The organism is Marinomonas transparens (assembly GCF_016463975.1).
GTDB lineage: Bacteria > Pseudomonadota > Gammaproteobacteria > Pseudomonadales > Marinomonadaceae > Marinomonas > Marinomonas transparens.
On the sequence record NZ_JAEMNX010000003.1, the window covers coordinates 218,025 to 242,818 of the forward strand.

Genomic DNA, 24,794 nt, shown 5'->3' on the forward strand with positions numbered 1-24,794 from the left:
GGAGCAATTGCCGAGGATGCCAAAGCCGCGTTTATGGGTTATAAATGAGCATTTTGAGTCTATTTTTAACGAAGTATTGGCAAGCGCAGTAATCGTGCTTAAGAAAAACCGGCAAAAAGATCCGGAGTAGGATCATCCGGCGGTGTGGTTTTGAGGATTTTCCAGATACGCCTATCGGTCAACTTATGCTGAATCGCCAACACATTTACCGCCTTGGTAGCGGTTTCGTTCGCCCGAATGCGGGTTTCGAATTCACTGATAATGGCATTATCACGGGCACGGCGTAACGCCGCATCACAACGTGGCACATACAAGGGCGCGCCACCATAATAGTGAGCGAGTTTTTCCGTTACCTCATCGCCCATCTTCTGCGCTAACACAGCTAAGGTCGCACGACCAATCGCGTTCACACCAGAGGGCATGGGTAAGGTGGTGCCACCAAAAGCATTAATCAGGCGTGCGGTATCCGCCCAACCAATCACATGGATAAGCTGCTGCGCGGAGTCGGGTAATAAGGATTGCCAAGGCTCTAAAGTCATCATGCAGGAAAAACTAGCATGGGGTCGCGTTAGTAAAAAATTCTAACGCTCACATTTATTTACCTATCATTACGGTAACTTTGTAGCATTCGGTCTATGATCAATAGGTGATTCATAACTAGGTGATGCTTATGTCTAAAAAGCTTGCTGTCGGTAACTCAGTTAAACTCAACATCGAAGGGTCAATTGAACTCAAATCCACTGGTCCCACTATGACCGTAGTAGCCACCCCAAACTGCACATCAAACCTATACACTTGCGAATGGTATCCATCTGATAAACCCACCAATCTACAAACTGCCAATTTCTCTGCGGACGTGCTACGAAAAGTAAGCTAGTTTAATTTTAAGCACAGAATACTCAGAGCCAGAAACGGAAAAACCACCTCTATGGGTGGTTTTGTCAACGTACCTGTCATGTTTCGCCCTCTACACATCCTAGTAAGAGATTTCGATAAACGTCACGAGCTTAGTCGTTTTATCCGTTTACAAAGCGGCGAGATCCAATGACACAGGCCGATATTGATCGGTATTTTCAATACGCTCATAGATGCGTAAATACACCGCGGTACCAATGGATTTAAGCGCATCCCGCAAGGCATCCATGGCGGTAATCCATTCGTCGTCTTCGATTTTTAGTCGCATCAGGTCGAGAATCTTGCTGGTTTTGATTTCCCCCTTGGTATTGGCTCGAAAAGCCTGTCTGACCACGGCACGAATGTTGTCGCTAGCACCTTCACTCCAACGGGACAAGCAGGAATCAATCAAAGCCTTGGCTGCTTCTATTTCCTCGGTAAACGCCAAGACCTCCCGAAAGGCACGCTGAATTTTATAGCGGCCATCGTAAGTCGTTAAGCTGACATTGCCTTTTTTACCGCCCAGTTTGGCACCGTAGCGTTCCCCAGCAATTTGGATCAGGTCTTCTATGTCTTGCAGAGCAAGCTGCTTGAACGCCTGCAATTCTTTATGCAGTTCTAATGCTTTTGGTACCAGCCCGGATACCACCTGATCGCGCAGCAAGTCTTGCTCACGAATGGCACTTTCAGGCACCAGATGACCACTGGCATTTTCTCGGTAGCCCATCGGCATAGTGAGTTGGTTCAACGACTTTCCCTGACTAACGTTTGACTGAGTCAAATTAGTGGACATACTTGCTCTCCCATTGGATGCTACATTGGTTTAATTGCGTGCTGTAATAGCTACTGAGAACGCCATTATGTAAACGTCTTTTTAATACCAGAGCGTGAAGTTTTTTAGCTTTCTCCGAACCTTGTATGATGATCAAGGGTGTCGTTTCTCCCAGATGCACCTCCAGAATCGTCAGCCCCATACGCACCAAGATATTAAGGGTTTGGCTCACCCTCAGTTGGCTTTTAAGCATATGGACATTTTGCCGATTCATTCTAGCTCTTGGCTTTGCCAGCGGCTGGCTACCTTGGCTATTACCCAGATTTCTATTGCCCACATGGTGACTGCTCATACTTTTATTGCTCATAGCTGTTGCTCCGACGATTAGGGTTGTTCGGACAGTTGGCGCAGGCACGGAACTGGGCGATGGTTTGGCTATTGGTGCTCATAAAAGGGCGAATGCGCACGCGATGGCAGCGCGCCGAGGTGATATCCCCTAAGGTCGGGCAATCAACTCGCCCCAAGGCTTCCACCACTTTTCGCTCTATTTTATTGGTGGTTTTACTCGGATAACGATTCGACAACAGGGTCGATACCGCTGAACGGCTGACACCAATTTGTCGCGCTACCGTGGCACGGCTGCTTTGTGCCACGGCGTCAGCCAGCAACACAATAAAGTGCGGGGGCTCACTACCCCATGGGGTGAGATCGATCTGATTCATAGCCAGTCCTCTTGCTTCTTGATTAACATCTCCTTCCACTCGATTTACTTCATGATTCATAGCAACCTCCTTTTTGGTGCTTGACCTGTGTACAGCGGGCGACTTGCCCAATTGGTTTGATCCGCAATGGTCCAGCCACAGGACAGGGCCACTTCTTGAATACGTTCTAGATTCACCACCAGACGGCGAATACTACCGGCGGCTTGAGCGACAAGTGTTTCCAGCAAGTCATCCGCCACCTCAATACTGGCCGCGTAAAAACTTGATAGTTTGCGAGCATCATCCAAATCCACCAGTCGTGCTGGCACCCAATCGAGCACACGGCCATGAAAGCGTTCGTATTTTTTCAACTTGTCTGGCAGTCGTTCTTCGCCAATCAGCAAGATCACCGCTTGGCTGGATTCGTATAAATCTCGCACCAGCTCTACCGCACCTTTATCCACCAGATGATCCATTTCATCGATGATCAAAGGCCGATTCGATAGGGCCAATTCTTTGGCGGCCATCTCCAGCATTTCCGGCAAGCTTTTCACCGTGTTGATGCCCATTTCTTGTAGTATGGTTTGCAGAAAAAACTTCTTCGTCCAGACGCTTTTCGCTTGCACGTAATACGCCTGACGCCGATGAGCAACAAAGCTCGCCGTAATAGATTTTCCTGTGCCACTGGGGCCATACAGGCAAATCATGCCGGGCAAAGACTCAGTGCGAGATTGAGCGCGTTCTATCGCCATGTCGCATAAAGCGAGGTTGGCAGTTTGAGCGATACCTATCATGAATACTTCTCCTTTTCATGAGTTCCGTCTTCTTGGCTGAGCGGTTTTTGCTCGTCAAATGAGCGGAAGTATTTAAATTCCTTGGTCAGTGGGTACGTCTTCATCCAGACTTGATGCTGGGAAGCCCCGTCTTGATTGTGTTGGCATTCCTGATACAGCGCAAAGCGTCCCGCAGGTGATAAGCTTTCGTACTGGTTCACTGGCGGCTGAAGCGCTGTTTTTTGCGCTATGGCTTGCGGCTGAAAAACCGCTTGATCAAGCTGAGCGAACAGATCCGAGCGGTTTTGCTCAATCGCACCTGGTCGATCAAACACCCCGTTCCCTCTTCGCTCCGCTTCGATCTCATCGACTCGTTTCATGGCGCGATTGAGCCGCCCTTGAGCACGTTTCTCACGGGCTTGGTTGAGTACAGAATCGGGGTAATATTTGCTTTCGTTGGCGTTCCAGTCTGCATGAGCAATGAGCTCACCCGTGATCATGTCAAACACCCACACTCGATTCGGATCATGAATGTCGTAGGCCACATGCACATTGAGGCCGTGGAACTCTTCCAACTCAGGGGAGAAATAACGGTTGTTAAATAGACGGACTTCGCCGCGTACCACAGTGCGTTCTTCCCGTGGGCGGAACACATGGGCAATCTCATCATTGTTCAGAACCAAGGGTTCCCAACCAGTCGCAACCTTATCCATCCAGACTTCCAATGGCGTCTGGTGGCGCTTGGTACCTTGGTCATCGATCTTCGGCAAGCTGTTGTGGGGACGCTTGTTGTACCACTCGATCCGCCCATCCACCCATGCCATAAAATCGCTCCAACTGAGCGTGCTGATCGGGCCATCGCTCTGCGCGCCTTGGCGAGAAGCTTTGAAATTGGCGAGACGGGCTTGGCGATCCATGTCCTTACCCACGTAATTCGGCAGCGTTTTCGCACCGGCAACCCACAGGGTTTGATGCACACGTTCAATCACGCCACGGGCTTTCGAGTTATAGGGAATCGAGTGGGTCATTTCCGAGCCAAGACGCGCCAAAATGCCCTTCGCTTCGTCCTTCAGCATGTGGTTCACATAACCGGAACCGTTATCCACATAAATCAGTGCCGGTACGCCACATTTGCAGGCGTCCATCAAGGCATCCAATACCGCCATGCCAGACTCAGCCAGCGTCACCGATACCCCAACCACTCGACGGGTGGCAATATCAATAAAGGTCGTAATTTCAGGACGAAATGGACGACCATGTAACGGATGAGAGACTTCCCCATCGAAGGTATGACCATCGGCACTGTAAATATCGCAGGGCAATAAATGGTCAAAACGACGGCGAGTAAAGGGGCGAATATTGACCAGATCGTGACTGCCCATGCGGCCTTTTTCACGCTCCACCTTACCCAACTTATCCATGGCACGACGCACCGCATAAATGCTTGGACAAGGCCCATCGCCGAACCAATTTTCGCGGAATAACTCATAGGCACCATTTAAGCTCGGCTTTTCTGGCACGTTGTAATACTGACGAAAAGCCGCCAGCCATTTTGGTAATGGCGCTTTTTCCCGTTGCTTGGGGATCAAATCACCCTGCTGCTTCAGCTCAGAAAACCAGCGCATAATACTGCGCTTGCTGGGATAACAATGGCGCGCAGCGACATCATCACACGAATGTGCGATCTGACGTTGACCATGACCACGAGGGTCCACAGACGCCATCAAGGCTTTTTCTAATACAGGATTCGTTTGCGCCAAGCTGCCCAACTGGGCTTGCGTCAAAATAGTCGCGATGGCGCTTTCTTGGCTAATGCCTTCCTCTACCATGGCTTGAATCGCCCGCAACACCATGGCACGGCTGCTCGCCGTATCTCGCTGACGCTGGGTGGTTTTTGCCTTACTCGCAGGCAAAGTTAATAGGTTATTGCCCTGCAAACTGGTGGCTCGTAGGGTCATTTTTTTCAATACCGCAAGGCGATGCTGTTCTTGCAACACCTCGCGAGCTTGCTTGGATAAATTCGAAATATGGAATTCATAGCTCACACCACCATTAGATGAGGTCGCCTGACATTCCCAATGATGTAATTTGGCGTGGCGCAGCACACCACTCTTGCTCTCTGGCAAACCGGGCAAACGCTGCTCGCTGATCTCTTTTGCTGTTAACCACTGTTTCATTTGGCTCTCCGGCCCTAAATTTTGGGCGCACGTTTCCTAGGGCGATGCCTTAGAATCGCCTATCTATTTGATTTTTATGAAATTGGTGTTGTCTCTAACGCGAGTGTCGGTACACTGAAATCTTCGTCATGGTGTTTCCTTTACCTTGTTTTCCATTCAAGCGAATCACTGATTTCGTTGTATTCATTTTGTAATTCGCCGACTTGTTGTTAAACAATAGGCTGACTAAACTAAGTAAACAGTTACTTCTTTAGGTGCGTTAAGCTAATAGATGTTTTAAAATCAACCACAGACTTTTGGTATCTGGATGGCCATATCTCACTGGGATGTGACTCCAAAAATGCCGCGATGATTCGCTCCACTTTTGGATACGACATATTAAAGACATTATAGAGCGCCGCAGGACTTTCATAGCCATGCTGACGCCCCAGTTCCGCAAGGGTAGTTCCCTTCTTTCGAATAGCGGCCATGATGTCTTGGCGATGCCAGTCAGATAGTGTTGTTGAGTGAGTGCTTTGCTTGCTCATTTTTTTGGCTTCCTTCTATGCAGTTTTATAGAGCGTCCGTATTTAGTGGCTCTGTTCATGATTTGCCTTTAATAAGATAGCACAAACATACGACCAATCAACACATTTGTGCGGTCGCACCCCAAAATAATTCGTATTAGCGTGCGTTTATTTTGGTAAATAGATATAAATCAGATACTTGCGAGCGATCTAAATGAACGAAAAAATGCAAAACAACGAGTCACACCCGATCGAATCAGGGTATAACTCGTTTAAAGATCGTATAAATGTGCTTTCTGAGAAGGTGGGCGGCATGAGCGCCCTCGCACGTTTATCAGGTGTGTCTGAGTCTGTGGTACGAAAATGGAAACAAGGCGACTCGGAACCAACCGTTTCTCGACTACTCGCCCTAGCGCAAGCTGGCGGCGTATCGGTAAACTGGTTAGTCACTGGGGAAAGCTCGGAGAACACGGAAAGTCAGCCAAAAGACGACGACATCACCCGAGAGTTTGCCATGATCCCCGGCTATAAGGTTCAAGTGTCCGCGGGACCAGGTATGGCGCCCCATGACGAAGAACCCACGCGCTACCTAGCTTTTCGTCATAAATGGCTGAAATACCGTAACCTCAACGAAAGCGACCTCGTCCTTGTCTTCACCCGTGGCGACAGCATGGAACCAACCATCAGCGACAACGACACCCTGATGATAGACACCAGCCAGAGGGACATGATCGACGGCAGCATCTACGTTATCCGCACCGACAACCACCTAGTGGTAAAACGCGTGCAGAAGCTGATAAACAAAGGACTACTGCTGCTAAGCGACAACAAGGAATACAAGGAACAAGCCATCGAACCGAACGAAGCCGACGACCTAGAAGTCATCGGCCGCGTGGTGTGGATAGGTAAAGATGTCTAAGAAATATAAAAGAAAAAAGCAGCGTTAGAAAAACCATTCGTGGTGACAAAAAAAACGCCCAACCAACAAAAAAGCGCCTCACCTAAGTGACGCGCTTTTTTTAATACCCCATTCATCGACTAAAGCCAACGCTCCCACGCCATCAGCCTTCAAGGCACTTCTTTCTCATAATAGAACATCAAGTATCCATGTATTAACAATGACAAATAGAAAGGTAAGTGACATGGGCTTAGTTGCCTACGGAGCTGGGCTAAGTTCTTTTCCCTTTCTTCAAGGGGAAAGCGGAGAATGGGGTTATCTCTTTGTTTTATATAATATTTATCGCCTACAAAACAAAGCGTTCAAATGATCAAAGAACTACCCAATAAACAAGTTAAAAGCAAAGCCCCCAATCACCGCCATGCTGAAAATCACCATTAAGAAAGCCAGCATAAGCGGCCAGTGAAATAACCTTTTAAGCAAGATCATTTCAGGTAGGCTCGCGCCGCCGCTACCGATAACCAGCGCAATGATAGCGCCTATACTCACGCCTTTGGCGATAAAAGAAGCGACTAATGGAAGCAATGCCGTTACCCTAATATAGAGCGGTATACCGATCAACGCGGCTGTTGGAACCGCGGCTGGGTTGTCGGCACTGGCGACGTCAGCAAAGAAGTCGGCAGGGACAAAGCCATGCACGAAAGCACCAATCAACATGGCAATGAACATGTAAGGGAACATGGAACGAAAGAGCGACCAGCACTCTTGCCAAGCTTCGCTCCATATTGTCGGTTCTTGTTTTTCAACACTGCCACAACAGGAGGTTTCTTGGCTTGCATCACAGACTGTGCCGCACCCTGACGCCTTGGTCTCCAACATTTCCTGTTTGATATAACGATCAAAACCAAAGCGCTGTAATAAAACGCCCGCAATGATTGATGTGGTTAAGGCAAACCCTGCATACCAGATGGTTACCTGTAAGCCCAATACGGGAATAAATAGCGCAATCACAATCGGGTTTAGCAATGGCGATGTGAATAAAAAGGTCATGGTGGTGCCAAATCCCGCACGCGCTTTTAATAACCCAATCAGCATGGGAATCGTTGAACAGCTACAAAATGGCGTGATGGCACCAAGACCTGCCGCCGTTAGATAGCCTCGCCCTTTGCGTCCTCCTAACAGCTTTTGAATTTTTTCAGCCGGTAATTTTTGGTTTATTAGCGCCACGCCATAGCTAATGACGATGAAAAGCAGCGTCAGCTCAATAAACAGCTTCATAAACATTTCAGCGCTGCTGATTAACATCGACTGGATTTCAGGACTCTCAATTAAGCCTTCCAAGTATGCATACATATCCAAATCCTTACTATATTTCTAATATTATGGAAATATAATGCTGGCCATTGTTTGTTGTGTCAATATATTTCTAGTAATATGGAATTATTCAATATTGAGGCGAGAGACCATGGAAATTGAAATAGCGGCAAAACGCCTAGCAGAATTAGGACATTCAACGCGTTTAAAGATTTTTCGTTATCTGGTACGAGGGGGAAAACAAGGGGTGCCAGTGGGGGAAATTCAAGCGGCATTAGGCGTTCCGGGGTCAACCTTATCCCATCACATCACACGCCTTGTATCGGTAGGCTTAGTGATGCAAAAACGAGATGGGCGAACACTCTACTGCGTGCCTCAGTATAAGGAATTAGATGGTCTTATTGCTTTCCTTAAAGAGGAATGCTGCATCAATGAATGCTGATTTCTTTGGTGTTACCAGTAACGAACTAAACCGTCCGATCTTCTGAGGAAGAATAAAAAAGCCCCTAGAAGTTAGCGTTAACTAACTATCTAGAGGCTTATTTTATATGGTGGGCCTGCCCCGACTTGAACGGGGGACCTGCCGATTATGAGTTTTAATCCCTATTACTTTATGTAGCTTTATACAGATTGATAAAAATATATTTATCTATATATATCATATACTTAATTTTAAAACACCTTAATTCAGCTTTACTTAACTATACCTATATTGATAGATTATGTAGCACATTTGTAGCACGTAATTTAGGTATCACATGAAACTGAAGTTCACTAAAGAGATCATTGCCGCCATAGAACCGTCAGATAAAAGACAACGTATTCAAGATGCTAAGGTCGATGGTTTAGTAATAGAAGTGCTTCCTTCTGGTAGGAAATCGTTTCGTGTCTACAAACGACTCAAAGGACAAACCTCTCCTGTAAGCATTACATTAGGTCAATTCCCTTTTTTAACCATTGAGAACGCTCGAAAAAAAGCACTAGAGGAATTATCTAAGCTTGCACATGGCATCAACCCAAATGAACAAGCCAAAGCCGATGCAAAGTCAAAAATTACATTAATAGAAGTTTATGATGACTACATATCACAAAAGGAGCTGTCTGAGTCGAGCTTACGAGGCTATAACCAAATAATGCGATCCTATCTTGCTGACTGGCATAAATCAGCTCTTGCAGACATTACAGAGAGCATGATCAAAGAAAAACACGCGAGTCTCTCATGCACTAGTCGAGCGCAAGCCGACTATTGCATGAGAGTACTCAGAGCTTTGTACAACTTTGCTCAATTTGAATATAAAAACGCCCAAGACAAACCTATCTTTCTCTATAACCCCGTTCAGATACTAAGCCATAAAAGACAATGGAATCACGTACCACGTAAGCAAACACGCCTAACAAGGTCTGAAATTCCTAAATTATTGAGCGGCTTGAACACTATTCGTAAAACAGCAGATACATTTTTATTTGCGGTCTGTGACTTTGTTGAAATAGCTCTATTCACAGGATTAAGAAAATCTGAGTTACTGAACTTGAAATGGGAACAAGTAAGTCTAGAAGAGAGAACTTTTCGAATTTTAGAAACGAAAAATGGGGATAATTTAGAGCTACCAATGGCAGATCATTTAAATTCTATTTTTGAGAGACGTAAGGAAATGACCAGTAATGGGTATGTTTTTCAAGCTGAAAACGACTATGGATATGTTCGAGAGCCCAAAAAATCAATACAGAAAATTATAGATGAAACAGGAATTAACTTTACACTTCATGACCTTAGAAGAACATTTACAAGCTCGGCTGAAATGTTAAGGATAGGAACTTACACTATTAAAAGATTACTTAATCACAAAACTCAAAGAAACGATGTTACTGCAGGCTACACCATCTTAACCTCAGAAGAATTGAGAATACCATCTCAGGAAATTGAAAATCATTTACTCAAATTAAAAGAAAATCAGCCTAAAAATTGATTTTTATATTATTTTATTAATTTCTTTCTCTATAGATTTTATAATTTCACCACTTACAACTAAAAAATTATTATCAATAGATCTATCTCTTCTGTCAAACTCATGAAATGATATCAAATATGATCTATAACCAACCAATAAATTTAAAATTTGACTTTTTTCATATTCGCTCCTGTACTTTGATATGCCTTTATTATAATAGTTAGTCTTATCAAAATCTTTTTTTGCATATTTTTTCAAAATAATTTCATACGACCACCCTTTTTCTAGAGCGTGAATAATTTTATTTATATTCTTCAATTTACTTGACGATAATCTTAGCCCTTTCCTTTCTATATACGAATCAACAACATAACCATTGACTGACAAAACCCCTTTACTCTGGATCGTCTTTGCATTATTTACCTTAAACCCACCTCTATTTAAAATATATTTAATTTCTTCATGAAATCTATTGGAAAAAAGTGTTTTATCACTAACATTTGAAGAAAAAAGCATATCGTCAGCATATCTTGAGTACTTTATATTATGCTTTTCACAAAACTCGTGAATAACTATATCAAAACGCCTAAAAACTATATTGGATATCAATGGAGAAGTAGAAAACCCCATTGGTAAAATCCTCCTTCCCGAGATAAATGAATCTCCATAACTCGAAGGAACATTAAGCATAACCAGATTCAAGAAAACATCTATTATTTTCTCCTTTCTCTTCTCCTTTCCATTGTCAACGAAATATTCATCTAAAAAGTAAGATTCAAATGTTTCTTTTATAATTTCATAAGATATAGAATGAAAAAATGATTTTAGATCAAGCCTTAAGAAGTTGTAGTTTTCTACATGCGGTGAAAAAAAATCTAAATAACTTTTACCATTTTTATATGCCACCGAAGCTGAATTTGTTTTTATTTTACTCAAAAAACTTAAGTTTAATTTTTTTAAATATCCATCTCTTTCGGCTCTAGATACTAAACTAAAGAATGTTTTGTTATTAAATTTTAAAGTTTTTACGTCATCAACATTGAGCATCGGCCAAGACTGCGTTAAAACAACTAGCCTAGACTGACTATCAGAGGAGAGTATATTTAATAGGTCTTTAGAGTTTAATTTTTTAAACATATGAGGGAAGCTTCTTCTCCGATACCATGAACAATCTTTACACACCGTGAGTTGCTAGCAACTTAAAGGCATAGTTGACAGATAGATAGTAAATTAGGGCTAGAATCGTTAAACGATCAGGTGCGAACACCCCCCACTTCTATCGAAGAAGAAGCTTGCTCTAAAATATACGATAACTCAGGGAATGCCAACTTAAAATTAGGCATGAAGTAATTATAATCTAGCTTCTCAATTTCTAAAATTGAAAAATCTAAGAATTCAGTCACCCAACCACTGGTTTTCTTCATGTAAGGAGATAGTACCCTAAGATCATTTTCTTTAAGTTGTTTTACAAGATTAAGAATTTTTTCGTCCAGTCTATCGGATGAATTATTTTTAATACTAATCAAGCTATCTGTCTTTCCCTCAAAAATAAGTCTATACAATACAACTTCATTTTCTTTATTTAGAATAGATCTGATTTTATTTTTTACTTCACGAAGATACTTTTTTTTCACATCATCTAAAAATAATTTATCATTACCACTACATATAAACCCACGATCCTGAGAAGTAAATAGCTTATTAAATGATTCTATATAATTAGCACTTTTGGATTTCAGTTTTATAATATCATCTCTAGGTTTTTTTGATGCTTGATAACATTTTTCAAATACTAAACTAACAATCCATCTTTCAAAAATCCATTTTGACTCATTACAAATCAACAAACCTTCAATTGTGTCATTTAAAAAATTATAACCTCTTTTATTTGCGATAAAATTCAACTTACTAGTTACAAGTCTATTATTAAAACCCAAATACGAAGTACCTAAAGAATCTAAAGAAAATATTTTTTTATCCAAAGTAAATATGTAATTAAAATGATAAAGAACTACATCTTTAAAATTTGAATAAAGCGAAAATTTTTCTTTATTAAAGGCACCTTTAAGATTGAAATTGTCATCAGTATATTTAAATTTCCCAGTATTGTAATCAAACTGAACTATTTTATCTAAATCATACAAAACCATATATGGAATAGATGCATTACTATAACTTGGCGCTATATACTTAAGTGTGACATTATTTGCACCATAAACATCAATTCTATTTAGAACTGGAAATTTCCTTGAAAGGTTAAAATTACCAAAGAGTTCAATTTCAGTTTGCCCTTCAACAAACAAAATAAAATCACTAAAAAATAGCCTCGCTTCATTATCACCAAAAGAGTTAATAAACCTAGCATCAGAATATGTTGAATTAAGCACATTTATTCTTGTAGGTTTCTTACCTTTTTTTGTAAAATGGTAAACCCTTTGGTTAATTTTAAAAAGCTTTATACATTGTTTTAAAATATTAGGGGAGTGTGTGGATAGAATTACTTTGGGATATGGCGTCTTATACTTCCCTACCTCAACATCATCTTTTGTTTTTTTAAATGACATATATACATCGTAAACTCTATTTATTAACTGCTCATTTAATCGTGGGTGAAGACCAACTTCAGGCTCATCAACAAATATAAACGGAGAAATATATTCTCGTCTTGTTAGACTTATTAATAGTGTTATCATTATTTCAATAAATTTATGTGAATTCGTTCCATCAGATTGAGTTTTTATATCTTCTCCAAAATGAACAAAATCATGTCCTTTTAATGCTATTTTTATATAACTAAGAACCTTATCTCTATAACTGTAGCCTTTTGTATCAATTAATTTTTCAACAGATTGAACATATTTTTTATAATCACCGCTACCATTAGCAATTTTATCGTCTAAGAAATCCATCAAATCATTGTTAGACAAGCCTTTAAGATTGAATGTATTCAATCTGCATACAATATCCCAAACCTTATTCCAATCATATAAATCTATATGCCTAGAATCGATGTCAAAAAAAGGAAATAAATTATAAACACCTTCTCTTTTTTTTGAGTCTTTATCAGACCAAACGATTGTTCCATCTTTAAAAACTTTAAGAGTTAGACTAAACAAAATAGGTTTATTTTCTGAAAACTCAAACAAACTAGCTATATCTGTAATACTATTTTAAAAAAAAACATTATAGATATGTTTAAGATAGGCACTTTTTGTGTTTGACCTAACAATCGATTTAATTCTGGTAAGATCATATGTTAATGTAATAGAGCCAAAAGAATCATATTTTGAATTCAGCTCAGGAGAAATGACCTTTTCACCGTTAAGACTATTATAAAAAAACCTCAACAATTTCAATAAATTAGATTTCCCTACATTATTCTTACCTATAATACAGTTAAAATCATTAATATCGTCCATTAAAAAATCATCAAATGACAATAGATTTTTGACCTTTATAGACTTTATAGTCATATCACTTCCATTTAGCTAATATTTTAGAAAGTACAAAAAAACATGTTAATCACAATTCTATATAATTATCGATTGCGATTTTTTCGATAGATAATCTAGATATCTTTTCCTTAGACATCATACTAACAAGCATTTCTTCTCTCTTACCAGCTATGTTTGAGTCAGGAAAGAGTTCTTCTATTTCATAGCGATTATAGAAAATATGAGACTCGTCTTTATGACGACTTGCAGCAACATAGATGTTTGCTCGATTCATTTCCTTGGTGAAATAGACAAAAGTGTTACCATCAATAGTCGTCCCCTGAGAGCTGTACACCGTCAGTGCATATGAATGACAAAGATGAGTCCCTTTGTCATCTGCATATTCTGAGGATAAAAAGCTCACTTTACGACCATCATCCGCTCTTATTGAAAACTCTACATCTGCGCTTTCAACAATTCGAATAGACTCTATAGTTCCTAACGTACCATTAGATACACCAAGCTTTCTATAATCATTACGACAAAATTTAATTCGGTCGCCCTTAGAAAATTCCGTTTTAAACGACTTATCAGCGACACTACACGAAAGCGGAATATTTTCTTGCCCTACGCGCCCCTCTAATATGTGAATATCCCTAATTGCTTTGCTAATTTCCTGTACATCACTCCACCGCTGCGCAATGACAAGCGAGGCTTTTTCAGGATTAGCGTTTTGATACTTATGCCAGCCATCCACTAACGCTTTTTTAGTATTTTCTGCATTCTCATGAAAATGAAGACACCCTTTCTCATCAAGCGTTTTAAGAGCCTGTTCTGCTTTTCCGTCCCTTAGATCTGCCACCACCCCACGAGCCCATGCTGTTCGCTGCCTACGTATATTTTCAATACGCTGTGTACCAATTACTTCAGGATTTGATAGATAGCGCAGTGCTCCCCCTCGATTAATTGCATCAAGTTGTTTGTCTTCACCAGTAAGTATCAATTTACACTGGGCCTGATGAGCACAATGCGTGAGTTTTTGTAGATCAGTACTAGGTAATTGACCAGCTTCATCAACAACTAAAACTCCCGTAGATGATAAAGGGTTAATGCCATTCGTGATTTTATTAATCAATGAGGCAACTGTTACTGATTGAATACCTGTCTCTTCTTGAAGGTTATCCGCCGCCTTTTTTGCAATACTGGCACCTAAAACTTTGTAACCCTTCTCATTATAGGCATGTCTTGCTGCTAACATTAAGGTCGTTTTCCCTGCACCAGCCGAGCCTTGCACAATGGAAATATCAGGCCCGTTTAGAGCATTGTATATTGCTTCTATTTGCTCATCGTCAAAAGGAAAACCGAGCTCCGACTCAGCCTTTTTCAACGCTCTTTGAATTTCAGGCTCAGTTAGGCTTTTAGTGAAACGACTCGATAAATCACGAGCGGTTTGTATCATCATGCGTTCACAATTTAAAACCGATTGAGTAGTGTATTGTGGTTCAAACGGATTTTCTGCACTTAACTCTACAACCTCTTGATCTCTGATCAACCGCTTAACGTTTTGCTCACACTCAGCAGCGTTAATTCCGCGCTGAACGGATTGAATAGCTGTCTGATAAAATAGGTCTTGAGGCTTAAAAGTCGCTTTCTTGTCAGTAATTGAATACAGAATTTGATCGTCTTCTGGCAATTCAGCATCGCAAAGAATTTCAGTCTGTATAGAATGTAGAGTCTCAGTATGAAAGCCCATACCATCCATTTCACTTTGCCAACTTTTTAACAATGCTTGATGATCAACTAACCCCTTATCTTTTCGGGTATCCAGTTTTATTAAATCTCCCACTTTGCTAGCACTACTATCGACTCCCTGTTTTTTTAGCTCCTCACGAATAGATTTTGATCTTTTTGAAAAATGCTCACATAGCTTTTTATCAACACCAGACACATGAAAGGAGTCTTCATCTCGTTCAACCTGAAAACCTAGCTGTTTCATCTGTGCTGCTAATTCAGCTCGATATAACGCTCCAGCCGCTTTTTGCCATTGATAAATTTTTCGGGACTCAACACTACCCCAACTATCATCTGCTCGTGGCGCTACATTACAAATTACAGCATGTGTATGTAATTGAGGGTCTTGCTCCCGCGATGTACAGTGGCTAAAAGTTGCAGCCACTAACCCAGTCGTGCGCTCTAAAGTCTCTCCAGCCTTTCCTCGCCTCGTAAAAGCAGCATAACGCTCTAATGCATCGATTCCTCTTTTAGCTGCTTGAGATTGAGCTGTTTGAATCTTTGAGCGCAAATTATCATCAGCTCTAGCCCATATCAGGGAAACAGACTTGGGAGCACTGAATGTACAATCCCAACCTAAGCGTCTTTTTTCTGAATAAGCATTTTGAACAAGAGAAGCGCCCGAAGGCGCCCCCCCGTTTATAAGTGCTTCAATATCAGCTTTTTCAACTGTATTCCCATACAACCCTAGAGATCTAGTACCTAGTCCATACCACTCTCCAGGTGGTTCGCCAGCCCCAAGGTAATAATCCTCAGCGGCTAAATTTGTATAATATGAAACAGTTCGAACAGGTGATATTGTTAACATTAGGAACGCCCCCCAAATAATCGATTATTTGAGCTAACTGTTTTGGGCTTAGGGCTAGACGTAACCCAATCTGCAAGCACCTGCTCTTTCGCTACTTTTTTTCTTTTAAAATAAGGCCAAGTAAGTCGAAATACATACTCCCAACTAGGTACCAACAAAAAACCTGTGACGCCTTTTTTATTTGGTAGCTCAAGTTGGGTTAGATCACGCTCCTCAACTACTAGCTCTTCACACCGAGACCATGTTCTATCTCCAACGTGCGTTGAAGGACGATCTATGATTTTTGTACCAAAAATATTCGAAATATATTCAGATTCTTTCCCTGCACTTCCCACTCGTAGGGAAACTATAGTGGATAATAAATTGAGAATCGTATCAGCATCATGGTCAGTATAGTTTGAACGAATTTGCGAAATTGATTGAGTTCCTAACAAGGCTCGCCCTCCTCGTGATCGAGCCAGCTCAAGCCAACGTATTAAATCTGGATTGGCAGGTAAATTAGCCATTTCATCAATAAACAGCCACGTAGGTCGCGAATCTTTCTGAGGCTGAGAAAGAAAATAGGTGGTCATAAGAGAAAGTAGAGCATTGCAAATTGGTGCTCCCATTGCCTCATAGCGCTCATCAGCCTGAATAATAATGGTTTGAGGCTCCTTCTTTCCTTTTGCTGCAACCCAATCTCGTATCGAAAACTCTGGCAGTTCATTCTTATTCCATGCCATTGCGAGGGTCTCAATCCACGACAGTTCAGAAATTAGGTTTACATAAAACCCCTGCGTGGTTTTTGAGTTCTCGATAATGAAAGAGCTAGCGATTGGGTAATGCAGCTCAAGTAGCGAAAGCATTTTATTTTGAGGCGTTTTAAGTCGCTGCGCTACTTCATTCCACCCCCAGTCACCGCCTTCATTGCGAAGAGATACCAACATACCCGCGAAAATCAACCTAGCCCCGTAAATCCACATTTGATCATGTGAGTTCGACATCGGAATTAAATTATCAGCGACTGTTTTTGCGTCTTCATTATTCCGTACGTCTTTCCCAATGCCCCAAGGTCTAGATCGTTTATCCCACGGAGCAATTAATATTGCTCTTTTGTCTAAAAAGTATGGTGTAAACTCACGCTTTTTATCGAAGATAAAAGCTCTTTCTCCAGACTGAATGGCTTGATAAATAATAGGTAAAATCACAGTCGTTTTGCCAACTCCCGTAGTTCCAAAAATACCTATATTTGATTGTTCAATTTTTTTGGTTATGCAAATCTCTGGGTGAATTTTAACCCCTCTACTTTTTCGCCCTTCGCTTTTTACCGTCTTTTTAGCGCACTTCTTTGCAGACTTAATTGCCTTATGAGCAGTATAAAGTTTATTCCCCTCAATATGATGGCTAAGATCCTTCCCACCATAATTCCAACAAGCTTTTTTTGTCAGTTTATATGACAAGAATAGCGAGATTAAAAATGGCACTAGGAGATGTAAATAGAAGTGAAAATATAGATTATTCTTTTCAAGCCAACCCCAGTAGTAATTCCAATCAGAACCACTACCTATTTTTAATAAGTGCTTTATTAAACTAATAAAGAACTTTGAGTGATCCAAAAAATCTCCCCATCCAGAAATCCAGTTCCATGTAAACAAGATCTGTAAGCAGTATGAGAAAAAGAAAGTTATCCCAAACAAAATTAAGATCCCTTCCCAATCCTGAGTTTTTTGATTTGGTGTCAATCTCATTATTACTTACCTCCGTTCAAGCGCATTTTGACCATCTCGCGTTCATGCTCAGATAAATTCGCAACTGCGCACACAATAGAAAATGTCTTGTTAGTAATGCGACGCTCTAGATCTACTAATCGTTGGTCTAGAGACAACTGCTCATCATTTGCTGAAATTATGGCCCGAATATGCTCCGCAACAGATCCATTTTTTTGTTCAGCATCGTGTACGATGCGGTTATAATCTGAAGCTGAAAAACGTACAGTGATTGCTCGGTTTACATTTTTTTTAGACATAGGAATTCCTTGAGCGTGATTTCAATGAAATCCGCTTTAAATAATTGAATTTGTTAAATTTTTAATAATGGAATTGAGAAATCAATTCGCTAACTGAAATCCGCTACTCTGTAAGTGACTCAAGCGATTTCTCAGATTTCCACAAGACACTGAATGCACCACTGGTGCGTTGGGGTCTGATAGAAAACCAGTAAATTTAGTCATTAACCAACTCTCCTGTGTTAGACACTGTACGACGTTCTACGAACTCTTCAAGATCGATAATGCGATACATCACCCTACGTCCGACTTTGGCGTATCTCAGGCCATAGCGCCCGTGACATGCCCAAACAGAAAGCGTTTGAGGACGTATACCTAGGTACTGTGCAGCCTCACTCCTACTCAAAAGCGGTTTTCCCGTAGATATTCCTATTGAAGATTGTTCTTGTTCAATCATGATAACCTCTCTAGTTTGTTGACTGGACATGACTAAGAGTCACAATCAAAGGTTATCTTTGACATTAAATAAAAGCTCATAATTCATATTGACAAGTTTCTAGAAAGTGAGGTTTCTATTGTCTAAGCAAAGAAGGCCTAAGCCTTTAAGAGAAAGACTTTTAGCATTGCTAGAATCAAAAATAAGAGAAGCTGAATCTACAAGTAGTCAGAGTTTAAAAAAATCATTACGAACACTATTTGAATACTGCACACCAAAAGAAGAAGGAAGCACTAAACCATTTACGTTATTTAACGACCTGAGATATAGCAATCAATCTTTTATCAGCTTATTAAGGCATGAATTAATAACGGTTCTAACAGAGTCACTTCAAGATACCCAAGAAATTGAAGAATCTGCAGCCATACATATTTCAGTTGTTCTTTTTGGCATCGAGGAAGGACCCTATTGGAGCGAATCTAAATTCAGGAAGACTGATAAACATTATGTTTTATTTATTAACGGTGTAAGAGACTCATACAGCTGGATTACATCATACAACTCTTGTTCGGCAGGAAGCAGGTTGAGCCAGATAAGTGATGATATTTATATAATTTCAGAACTTCTAGGTGGAGTTAAAGCCATTATAGAAACCTCAGAAATGAATGGGGTTAAAATCTGTAAATATTGTTATCGTATAACATACAAGAGTAAATTAAACGACTGTTGTAAAAACCATAAAACGATAGAACGCCCAAATAAGCCTCAATACACTACCAACTATATCAGGGGGAAAAGAGCGTATAATCGAATTAAGGAACACCATAAAAAACTAACACGTTACCAAATTCTTCGAGAATATTATGGGGATAACATTCAGCTTCAGTCTTCATTTCACCCAGTTAACGACCTAAAAGAAGGTTGTATTATTACTAATGCGGAGCTGCATGAGTTAGTTGATGAGATACAAAGGTGCGATTGGTCTCCATCAATTAAAAAAAATCTTAGAAAGTACTTAGTCAAGTTTACTAATATATTTCCTCAGCTAGAGCCTCACATAATAGGCTCTGATAGCTACGAAGAGTTCAGAAAAGCCTGTCTTAGTCCATCTATTTTAGATCATGAAGAAGACCCTTCAAATCATCCATTTTGGCTCTTGGAATCAATACAACTTGCAGACGTTCTAATGAAGCCTAAAAAGAAAAATAAAAAATGATGGTTGAGGCTGTAGCACCCATGTAGCACGGGCAATAAAAAAGCCCCTAGAAGTTAGCGTTAACTAACTATCTAGAGGCTTCGATATATGGTGGGCCTGCCCCGACTTGAACGGGGGACCTGCCGATTATGAGTCGGATGCTCTAACCAACTGAGCTACAGGCCCTAAAAGCGAAACGAATTATATATGCATGACTTGTGATTGCCAAGAAGTGGATACCTTTTTTCTTATCTAATTCATTTCCCTGTACTTTTCAGCGCCATATGAAAGGCTAACCCTTATTTTAAAGCGTCAATATCGGTCAGCACCCACGCACTACCATGTTGGGTAAAGCCAATTTTGGGGTAATAGTCTACCGCTTGTGGCGCAGACAAGAGAATCAAAGTACATTGAGGCTGCAAGGCTTCCTTGGTTAAACGAATCAACTGCTTGCCAATACCAGACGATTGTATAGCTTCATCCACCGCGATATCAGACAAGTAACAGCAAAAGGCAAAGTCCGTCACCGAGCGAGCCACGCCAACTAGCTTGTCTCCCTGCCACGCGGTTACCAGAAGGTTTCCGTGCTCTAACATGGCGTTGATCGTCTCGATGTTATCAAGCGGACGACGTGCCCCTAGCGTGGTGCCAGACAACAAATTAATAAACTGATCTGCACTAATCGCTTGGTTTATTTTGTACGCCACACTCATAGCAATACCCTGTGAAAAATAAAAGGCAGCAACCTATAAAAAAGGAAGCCAGAATAAGCGTTAACGATCAGCCGCCAACACTTTTAATGCAACACCAGCCGCTGAGGTACGGTTTTCTACCCCCAGTTTGGGAAAGATCTGCTCTAGGTGTTTGTTCACAGTACGTGGACTCATTGCTAAGATTTCAGCAATTTCTCGGTTGGTTTTGCCATTGGCAATCCAATGTAACACTTCCGATTCCCTATCGGTTAATTCCAATTCTTGCTTCAACAATGCCGGACCAGTAGGTCTATCGCCATCTTCCAGTTTTAGTAGTACTTCTTTTTGCTCCGTTAGGCCCATCATTTTTAAAGCTAACGGATAATCCAATCCCGTTAATTTTAAGCTGTTGCCCACCTCAGGTTGATGAGCTAACCAAAGGCGAATTTGTAAAGCCATTTCACTGCTCTGCCATTCGTTGCTGGCACGCGCTCTTGCCAATAACGCATAGGTTTGTGGCGTTGCCCAAGCGACTTCCCCGGCAGCCGTGGCGGTCATCAAGTACTGCCCCATGCTATCCAACGCGGATTGCGCATTATTGCTCAAACGCGCATTAGACAAATGCACCCGCATACGGGCAATCAACTCATTCGGCTGAATCGGTTTTGTCAGGTAGTCCACACCGCCCACCTCTAAGCCACGTACAATGTCGTCGGTATCGCTTAATCCCGTCATAAAAATCACTGGGATAGAGGCCAAGCTTTGGTCGGCTTTTAGTTGTCGACAGGTTTCAAAACCATCCATATTCGGCATGATGGCATCCAGCAAGATGATGTCAGGGCGAATCCGTTTGGCAATGGTTAAGGCTTGCTTGCCTTCTAGGGCGACGAGCACATCCATATTGGCCGCTTCTAAGGTGTCATGAATCAGGCTCAACGCATCCGGCGAGTCGTCGACCACTAAGACAATGTCACTTTTGCTGGTTGGATTCATTGTTATGTTTTCCAATTTATCACGCTAATGACGAAGAATGTTGCTTTAAATATTGAGCAATACCATCGAACTGAAAGCTCTGATACAAATTTTCTAGTTGCTGGGTATGAATTGGGTCCAATAGGCCATTGTTGCCCAGCTGATCCAATACACCACGCACGCCTTTTTTGTAACCCATTTCGGCGAATGCCATCAACTCTCGCACGCTTTCGTGATCGGGAATGCTTACTGGGATCAAATCTTTGCCCTGCTTATCGCTGGCCCCCGTTGTTGCCACAGACAAAGGCGCAAATATGCTGGAATCCGTCTCTTGGTACACCCAGTCCAACACCAACCAGTGTTTAATCGCATCCAACAAAGCGCTGTTGTTAACGGGTTTCACCAAATACTGATTAAACGCCGCTTGCTCATCGGGTTGTCGTAGGTTTTCTTGGGCATCCGCAGACAGCATAACAATGGGTGTACTGTAGCCACGGTCACGCAAGACTTTCGCCAAGGTCAAACCGTCCATGCCGGGCATGGAAACATCTAAAATAAACAGGTCAGGCGAGCAGGAGTCTAGCTCATCCAGACACACCTTTGCATCCGATGCTTCCAACACATTAAAGCCCAGCGGCACCAGAATGTCGGACAACAGGCCACGGACCACAGGGTCATCATCCACCACCATTAACGTGCGCTGGTAACCTCGATAACTGACAATACGCTTATATTCGTCAGCAGAAGAGTCCCCTTGACTCACCCACGGCAACATAAGACTGACACGGAATTCACTGCCTTCGCCAACCACAGATTGCGCTTGCAGGTCGCCCCCCATGACTTCGGTTAACAATTTTACTATGGTGAGGCCCAAGCCTGTCCCAGACAAGTTCCCCGTACTGATATCACGAACACGCTCGAACGGATCAAAAATACGCTGTAAGTGTTCTTCTTTGATGCCAAGCCCCGTATCGCGAATCACAAATTCCGCCACTTGGTTACGGTAGTTCACTTCGAACAAAACCGAGCCTTTTGGCGTGTATTTCACCGCATTTGACAGCAAGTTGATCAATATTTGCCGTAAACGTTTTTCATCCGTCATTACATACTGGGGCAAAGGCGCAAGGATTTTGGTCTGTAATTGAACGCCTTTATCACGGGCTTGCATAGCAAACATGCTATTTAGCTGATCCATCAGTTTTGGAAAATCCACCGGGCTACGATACAAGTCAAAGCGCCCTGCTTCGATCTTCGAAATGTCCAACAAGCCTTCGATCAAATCCGCCAAATACAAACCACTGCGATGAATGATATCCAACCCATTTTGATGGCCTGATGGGGTATTTGGCTTCTCGGAAAGTAACTGGGCATAGCCAATAATGGATTGCAGCGGCGTACGTAATTCGTGACTAATACCGGTAAGATAACGACTTTTCGCCTCATTAGCGTGTTCTGCCTGCTCTTTTGCTCCTTGCAATGCACGGTCGGTTTCTTGGTGAGCGTCCACCTCGCGAATCAACTTACGGGTTTGTCGGTTGGACTCTTTTTGCGCCACCACTCGGCTTTCATGGGCCAACAAAAACAACCAAGACAAGACGCCAGATACAATCAACAAGGTGAAGAAGAGTGCAAACATGGTGTCTTGCAACAAGGCTTCCTCAGTGATTGAGTTCGGTGCCATCTGCCGATAAATCAACATCATCAAGGCCGCATTAATAATGTTGATAACCGTCAACAGAGACAAAAACCGCCCGAAGCGTGACTTCAATGCTTTCACCATACGTTTCGGCAAAAACAGTTTAAAGAAATAATCACTCTGCTGGACGATGCTTGCCTGTGGCTTACAACTGTCCAAACAACGCACATCCAACGAACAACACAAGGAACAAATCGGCTGCATGTAAGCAGAACAAAAACTCATGTCTTCGGTTTCGAAGGCATTCTCACAAATGCCACAGGTCAAGGTGACCAATGTCGGGTTTTGTTGCTGGGCGATCTCTATCATGGGCACCAGCTCTGGACTCTGGCGAGCAAGGTAATACTTGCCCTTGGTCAGCCAAGCAATCAGCGGCACACACACAAAACAGGTCGCAAGAGAGATAAAGTGACATAGGCTTTTGGCCTCTTCCCCAAATACCCCCAAATAACTGATTAAGCCCAAGCTTGTTGCAACCAGCATAGATCCGGTGCCGACGGGGTTAATGTCATATAAATGCGCGCGTTTGAATTCCACATAATTGGGGCTTAACCCCAGCGGTTTATTGATCAGCAAGTCAGCGGACAAGCTGCCCAACCAACTGACTGCCGCAATGGCAAACACGCCCAACACAGCGCCGAGGGCTTGATAAATCCCCAGCTCCATCAGTAATAACGCAATGGTGACGTTAAACACCAGCCATACTACCCGACCGGGGTGAGAATGAGTCAAACGCGAAAAAAAGTTCGACCAAGCAATGGAGCCTGCATAGGCATTGGTCAGGTTGATTTTCATCTGGCAAATAAACACAAACACCGCGGCCAAGATTAATGCCGTCGTGGGAGAAGTGGTCAAAAAGAAAAAGATACGCTGATACAAATAAGTTGGGTCTGAGGCTTGTATTAGGGTCGCACCATCGGAAATCGCTAAGTAGGCTAAAAACGAGCCCAGCAGCATTTTTATGCCGCCAATAAACACCCAACCTGGGCCCGCGAGTATCAGCCAAAACCACCAGCGTTTGCGGTTTTGCTTGGTCTTTTTAGGAAAAAATCGCAGGTAATCCACCTGCTCGCCAATTTGCGCCATCAGGGCAAACAACACAGTCGCCGCAGAGCCAAACAAAATCCAATCAAAATGCGCCCCTTGCGGAAGATCTACCGGTGTGTAATGCGTCCAACCGGAAAAATTTTGGTATTCCTGCGTCACCACCACCCCAATGGCCGCCACTTGCAACACCAGCCAAATCCACTGGCTGCCATTTTGAAAACGACTTATGGCGCGAATACCATGGGTAACGATGGGGATCACAAACAAGGCAGAAAGCGCATAGCCAATTTGCAGGGGAATGCCCAATAGCACTTCCAGAGCCGAGGCCAAAATAGCCGCTTCAATGGCAAAGAAAATAAAGGTGAAGGTCGCATAAATCAAAGAGGTAATGGTTGAGCCGAGATAGCCAAACCCTGCACCACGGGTCAATAAATCAATGTCTAAACCATGCTTAGCGGAATAATAGGCAATAGGGAAACCGGTCACAAAAAACAGCGCCAATACGGTCAAGATAGCCGCCACCGCATTGGTAAACCCATAGGCGAGCGTAATAACAGCTGCCAAGCCTTCCAGTGCCAAAAACGCCGTCGCCCCGAGCGCCGTGTGTCCGACGCGCTCGATGCTCATGGTATGGCCCTGCTTAGAGGTATAACGCAGGGCGTAATCTTCCATCGTTTGGTCGGCGACCCACTTGTTATAGTGGCGTCGTACTTTAAAGATCTTTTGTGCAGCCGTCATAGGGTCTCGCGATCAGG

The 24,794-nt window shown here is 42.4% G+C and carries 23 protein-coding genes and 1 tRNA gene; 5 read left to right on the top strand and 19 right to left on the bottom strand.

The window, feature by feature from the left end:
* Positions 1-98 precede the first annotated feature (98 nt).
* Positions 99-542 carry a Mor transcription activator family protein gene (locus I8J31_RS05725; protein WP_199467313.1) on the bottom strand — a complete coding sequence of 148 codons (444 nt, stop codon included), beginning with the start codon at positions 540-542 and terminating at the stop codon, positions 99-101.
* Positions 543-670: 128 nt separating this feature from the next.
* On the opposite strand from I8J31_RS05725, the gene I8J31_RS21190 reads away from it, so the two are divergent.
* On the top strand, positions 671-877 hold the full coding sequence (locus tag I8J31_RS21190; RefSeq protein ID WP_199467314.1) for a DUF2158 domain-containing protein: 207 nt from the start codon (positions 671-673) through the stop codon (positions 875-877).
* Between the two features lie 147 nt (positions 878-1,024).
* Here the strand turns inward: I8J31_RS21190 and I8J31_RS05735 are convergent, their stop codons facing one another.
* The 6 genes from I8J31_RS05735 to I8J31_RS05760 form a co-directional block, all read right to left on the bottom strand.
* On the bottom strand, positions 1,025-1,687 hold the full coding sequence (locus I8J31_RS05735) for a DUF3164 family protein (protein ID WP_199467315.1): 663 nt from the start codon (positions 1,685-1,687) through the stop codon (positions 1,025-1,027).
* The gene (locus I8J31_RS05740; RefSeq protein ID WP_199467316.1) at positions 1,677-2,033 is read right to left on the bottom strand and encodes a hypothetical protein; all 357 of its coding nucleotides are present in this window, start codon (positions 2,031-2,033) and stop codon (positions 1,677-1,679) included. Before I8J31_RS05740 ends, I8J31_RS05735 begins: the two co-directional genes overlap by 11 nt.
* Positions 2,023-2,448, bottom strand: coding sequence for a hypothetical protein (locus I8J31_RS05745; protein WP_199467317.1), 426 nt, complete (start codon positions 2,446-2,448; stop codon positions 2,023-2,025). The genes I8J31_RS05740 and I8J31_RS05745 overlap by 11 nt, the downstream gene beginning before the upstream one ends.
* A complete protein-coding gene (locus I8J31_RS05750; protein ID WP_199467318.1) occupies positions 2,445-3,161 on the bottom strand; it encodes an AAA family ATPase in 717 nt (238 codons plus the stop codon). The genes I8J31_RS05745 and I8J31_RS05750 overlap by 4 nt, the downstream gene beginning before the upstream one ends.
* Positions 3,158-5,317 (bottom strand): Mu transposase C-terminal domain-containing protein, encoded by a 2,160-nt coding sequence (locus I8J31_RS05755; protein ID WP_199467319.1) that lies wholly within the window; start codon positions 5,315-5,317, stop codon positions 3,158-3,160. The genes I8J31_RS05750 and I8J31_RS05755 overlap by 4 nt, the downstream gene beginning before the upstream one ends.
* Positions 5,318-5,559: 242 nt before the next feature.
* A complete protein-coding gene (locus I8J31_RS05760) occupies positions 5,560-5,844 on the bottom strand; it encodes a helix-turn-helix domain-containing protein (protein ID WP_199467320.1) in 285 nt (94 codons plus the stop codon).
* A gap of 193 nt (positions 5,845-6,037) precedes the next feature.
* On the opposite strand from I8J31_RS05760, the gene I8J31_RS05765 reads away from it, so the two are divergent.
* Positions 6,038-6,742 carry an XRE family transcriptional regulator gene (locus I8J31_RS05765; RefSeq protein WP_199467321.1) on the top strand — a complete coding sequence of 235 codons (705 nt, stop codon included), beginning with the start codon at positions 6,038-6,040 and terminating at the stop codon, positions 6,740-6,742.
* A 357-nt stretch (positions 6,743-7,099) separates the two neighbouring features.
* Here I8J31_RS05765 and I8J31_RS05770 read toward each other — a convergent pair whose 3' ends face one another.
* Entirely contained in the window at positions 7,100-8,074 is a 975-nt protein-coding gene (locus I8J31_RS05770; protein WP_199467322.1) for a permease, read from the bottom strand.
* Between the two features lie 112 nt (positions 8,075-8,186).
* Here I8J31_RS05770 and I8J31_RS05775 point away from each other — a divergent pair, with 112 nt between their 5' ends.
* Both I8J31_RS05775 and I8J31_RS05780 read left to right on the top strand, forming a co-directional pair.
* A complete protein-coding gene (locus tag I8J31_RS05775) occupies positions 8,187-8,477 on the top strand; it encodes an ArsR/SmtB family transcription factor (RefSeq protein WP_199467323.1) in 291 nt (96 codons plus the stop codon).
* A 316-nt stretch (positions 8,478-8,793) separates the two neighbouring features.
* Positions 8,794-10,002 carry a tyrosine-type recombinase/integrase gene (locus I8J31_RS05780; protein WP_199467324.1) on the top strand — a complete coding sequence of 403 codons (1,209 nt, stop codon included), beginning with the start codon at positions 8,794-8,796 and terminating at the stop codon, positions 10,000-10,002.
* A 3-nt stretch (positions 10,003-10,005) separates the two neighbouring features.
* On the opposite strand, the gene I8J31_RS05785 is transcribed toward I8J31_RS05780, so the two are convergent.
* From I8J31_RS05785 to I8J31_RS05815, 7 genes are all read right to left on the bottom strand, one after another.
* The gene (locus I8J31_RS05785) at positions 10,006-11,121 is read right to left on the bottom strand and encodes a reverse transcriptase family protein (RefSeq protein ID WP_199467325.1); all 1,116 of its coding nucleotides are present in this window, start codon (positions 11,119-11,121) and stop codon (positions 10,006-10,008) included.
* 116 nt (positions 11,122-11,237) lie between these two features.
* Positions 11,238-13,130, bottom strand: a complete 1,893-nt coding sequence (locus tag I8J31_RS05790; RefSeq protein ID WP_199467326.1) for a retron Eco8 family effector endonuclease — start codon at positions 13,128-13,130, stop codon at positions 11,238-11,240.
* A gap of 24 nt (positions 13,131-13,154) precedes the next feature.
* Positions 13,155-13,457, bottom strand: coding sequence for an AAA family ATPase (locus I8J31_RS21195; protein ID WP_199467327.1), 303 nt, complete (start codon positions 13,455-13,457; stop codon positions 13,155-13,157).
* Between the two features lie 49 nt (positions 13,458-13,506).
* Positions 13,507-16,017, bottom strand: a complete 2,511-nt coding sequence (mobF, locus tag I8J31_RS05800; protein ID WP_199467328.1) for a MobF family relaxase — start codon at positions 16,015-16,017, stop codon at positions 13,507-13,509.
* Positions 16,017-17,744, bottom strand: coding sequence for a type IV secretion system DNA-binding domain-containing protein (locus I8J31_RS05805; protein ID WP_199467329.1), 1,728 nt, complete (start codon positions 17,742-17,744; stop codon positions 16,017-16,019). The genes mobF and I8J31_RS05805 overlap by 1 nt, the downstream gene beginning before the upstream one ends.
* 2 nt (positions 17,745-17,746) lie before the next feature.
* Positions 17,747-18,022, bottom strand: a complete 276-nt coding sequence (locus I8J31_RS05810; protein WP_199467330.1) for a hypothetical protein — start codon at positions 18,020-18,022, stop codon at positions 17,747-17,749.
* 196 nt (positions 18,023-18,218) lie between these two features.
* Positions 18,219-18,458 carry a helix-turn-helix domain-containing protein gene (locus I8J31_RS05815; protein WP_199467331.1) on the bottom strand — a complete coding sequence of 80 codons (240 nt, stop codon included), beginning with the start codon at positions 18,456-18,458 and terminating at the stop codon, positions 18,219-18,221.
* Between the two features lie 118 nt (positions 18,459-18,576).
* Here I8J31_RS05815 and I8J31_RS05820 point away from each other — a divergent pair, with 118 nt between their 5' ends.
* On the top strand, positions 18,577-19,653 hold the full coding sequence (locus I8J31_RS05820; protein ID WP_199467332.1) for a hypothetical protein: 1,077 nt from the start codon (positions 18,577-18,579) through the stop codon (positions 19,651-19,653).
* A gap of 88 nt (positions 19,654-19,741) precedes the next feature.
* On the opposite strand, the gene I8J31_RS05825 is transcribed toward I8J31_RS05820, so the two are convergent.
* The 4 genes from I8J31_RS05825 to I8J31_RS05840 form a co-directional block, all read right to left on the bottom strand.
* A tRNA-Ile gene (locus I8J31_RS05825) sits at positions 19,742-19,818 on the bottom strand.
* Positions 19,819-19,931: 113 nt separating this feature from the next.
* Complete coding sequence (locus I8J31_RS05830; RefSeq protein ID WP_199467333.1) at positions 19,932-20,345, bottom strand: GNAT family N-acetyltransferase; 414 nt, start codon at positions 20,343-20,345, stop codon at positions 19,932-19,934.
* Positions 20,346-20,405: 60 nt separating this feature from the next.
* Positions 20,406-21,317 (bottom strand): response regulator transcription factor, encoded by a 912-nt coding sequence (locus I8J31_RS05835; RefSeq protein WP_199467334.1) that lies wholly within the window; start codon positions 21,315-21,317, stop codon positions 20,406-20,408.
* A 19-nt stretch (positions 21,318-21,336) separates the two neighbouring features.
* Positions 21,337-24,777 carry a hybrid sensor histidine kinase/response regulator gene (locus I8J31_RS05840; protein WP_199467335.1) on the bottom strand — a complete coding sequence of 1,147 codons (3,441 nt, stop codon included), beginning with the start codon at positions 24,775-24,777 and terminating at the stop codon, positions 21,337-21,339.
* Positions 24,778-24,794: the final 17 nt, after the last annotated feature.

Excerpts from the sequence above, each read along its gene's own strand:
- I8J31_RS05835 (WP_199467334.1), bottom strand. The coding sequence starts at position 21,317 with ATGAATCCAACCAGCAAAAGTGACATTGTCTTAGTGGTCGACGACTCG.
- I8J31_RS05815 (WP_199467331.1), bottom strand. The coding sequence starts at position 18,458 with ATGATTGAACAAGAACAATCTTCAATAGGAATATCTACGGGAAAACCG.
- I8J31_RS05780 (WP_199467324.1), top strand. The coding sequence starts at position 8,794 with ATGAAACTGAAGTTCACTAAAGAGATCATTGCCGCCATAGAACCGTCA.
- I8J31_RS05765 (WP_199467321.1), top strand. The coding sequence starts at position 6,038 with ATGAACGAAAAAATGCAAAACAACGAGTCACACCCGATCGAATCAGGG.
- I8J31_RS05755 (WP_199467319.1), bottom strand. The coding sequence starts at position 5,317 with ATGAAACAGTGGTTAACAGCAAAAGAGATCAGCGAGCAGCGTTTGCCC.
- I8J31_RS05735 (WP_199467315.1), bottom strand. The coding sequence starts at position 1,687 with ATGTCCACTAATTTGACTCAGTCAAACGTTAGTCAGGGAAAGTCGTTG.
- I8J31_RS05805 (WP_199467329.1), bottom strand. The coding sequence starts at position 17,744 with ATGAGATTGACACCAAATCAAAAAACTCAGGATTGGGAAGGGATCTTA.
- I8J31_RS05770 (WP_199467322.1), bottom strand. The coding sequence starts at position 8,074 with ATGTATGCATACTTGGAAGGCTTAATTGAGAGTCCTGAAATCCAGTCG.
- I8J31_RS05740 (WP_199467316.1), bottom strand. The coding sequence starts at position 2,033 with ATGAGCAATAAAAGTATGAGCAGTCACCATGTGGGCAATAGAAATCTG.
- I8J31_RS05840 (WP_199467335.1), bottom strand. The coding sequence starts at position 24,777 with ATGACGGCTGCACAAAAGATCTTTAAAGTACGACGCCACTATAACAAG.
- I8J31_RS05830 (WP_199467333.1), bottom strand. The coding sequence starts at position 20,345 with ATGAGTGTGGCGTACAAAATAAACCAAGCGATTAGTGCAGATCAGTTT.
- I8J31_RS21195 (WP_199467327.1), bottom strand. The coding sequence starts at position 13,457 with ATGACTATAAAGTCTATAAAGGTCAAAAATCTATTGTCATTTGATGAT.
- I8J31_RS05785 (WP_199467325.1), bottom strand. The coding sequence starts at position 11,121 with ATGTTTAAAAAATTAAACTCTAAAGACCTATTAAATATACTCTCCTCT.
- I8J31_RS05810 (WP_199467330.1), bottom strand. The coding sequence starts at position 18,022 with ATGTCTAAAAAAAATGTAAACCGAGCAATCACTGTACGTTTTTCAGCT.
- I8J31_RS05775 (WP_199467323.1), top strand. The coding sequence starts at position 8,187 with ATGGAAATTGAAATAGCGGCAAAACGCCTAGCAGAATTAGGACATTCA.
- I8J31_RS05745 (WP_199467317.1), bottom strand. The coding sequence starts at position 2,448 with ATGAATCATGAAGTAAATCGAGTGGAAGGAGATGTTAATCAAGAAGCA.
- I8J31_RS21190 (WP_199467314.1), top strand. The coding sequence starts at position 671 with ATGTCTAAAAAGCTTGCTGTCGGTAACTCAGTTAAACTCAACATCGAA.
- I8J31_RS05750 (WP_199467318.1), bottom strand. The coding sequence starts at position 3,161 with ATGATAGGTATCGCTCAAACTGCCAACCTCGCTTTATGCGACATGGCG.
- I8J31_RS05760 (WP_199467320.1), bottom strand. The coding sequence starts at position 5,844 with ATGAGCAAGCAAAGCACTCACTCAACAACACTATCTGACTGGCATCGC.
- mobF (WP_199467328.1), bottom strand. The coding sequence starts at position 16,017 with ATGTTAACAATATCACCTGTTCGAACTGTTTCATATTATACAAATTTA.
- I8J31_RS05725 (WP_199467313.1), bottom strand. The coding sequence starts at position 542 with ATGATGACTTTAGAGCCTTGGCAATCCTTATTACCCGACTCCGCGCAG.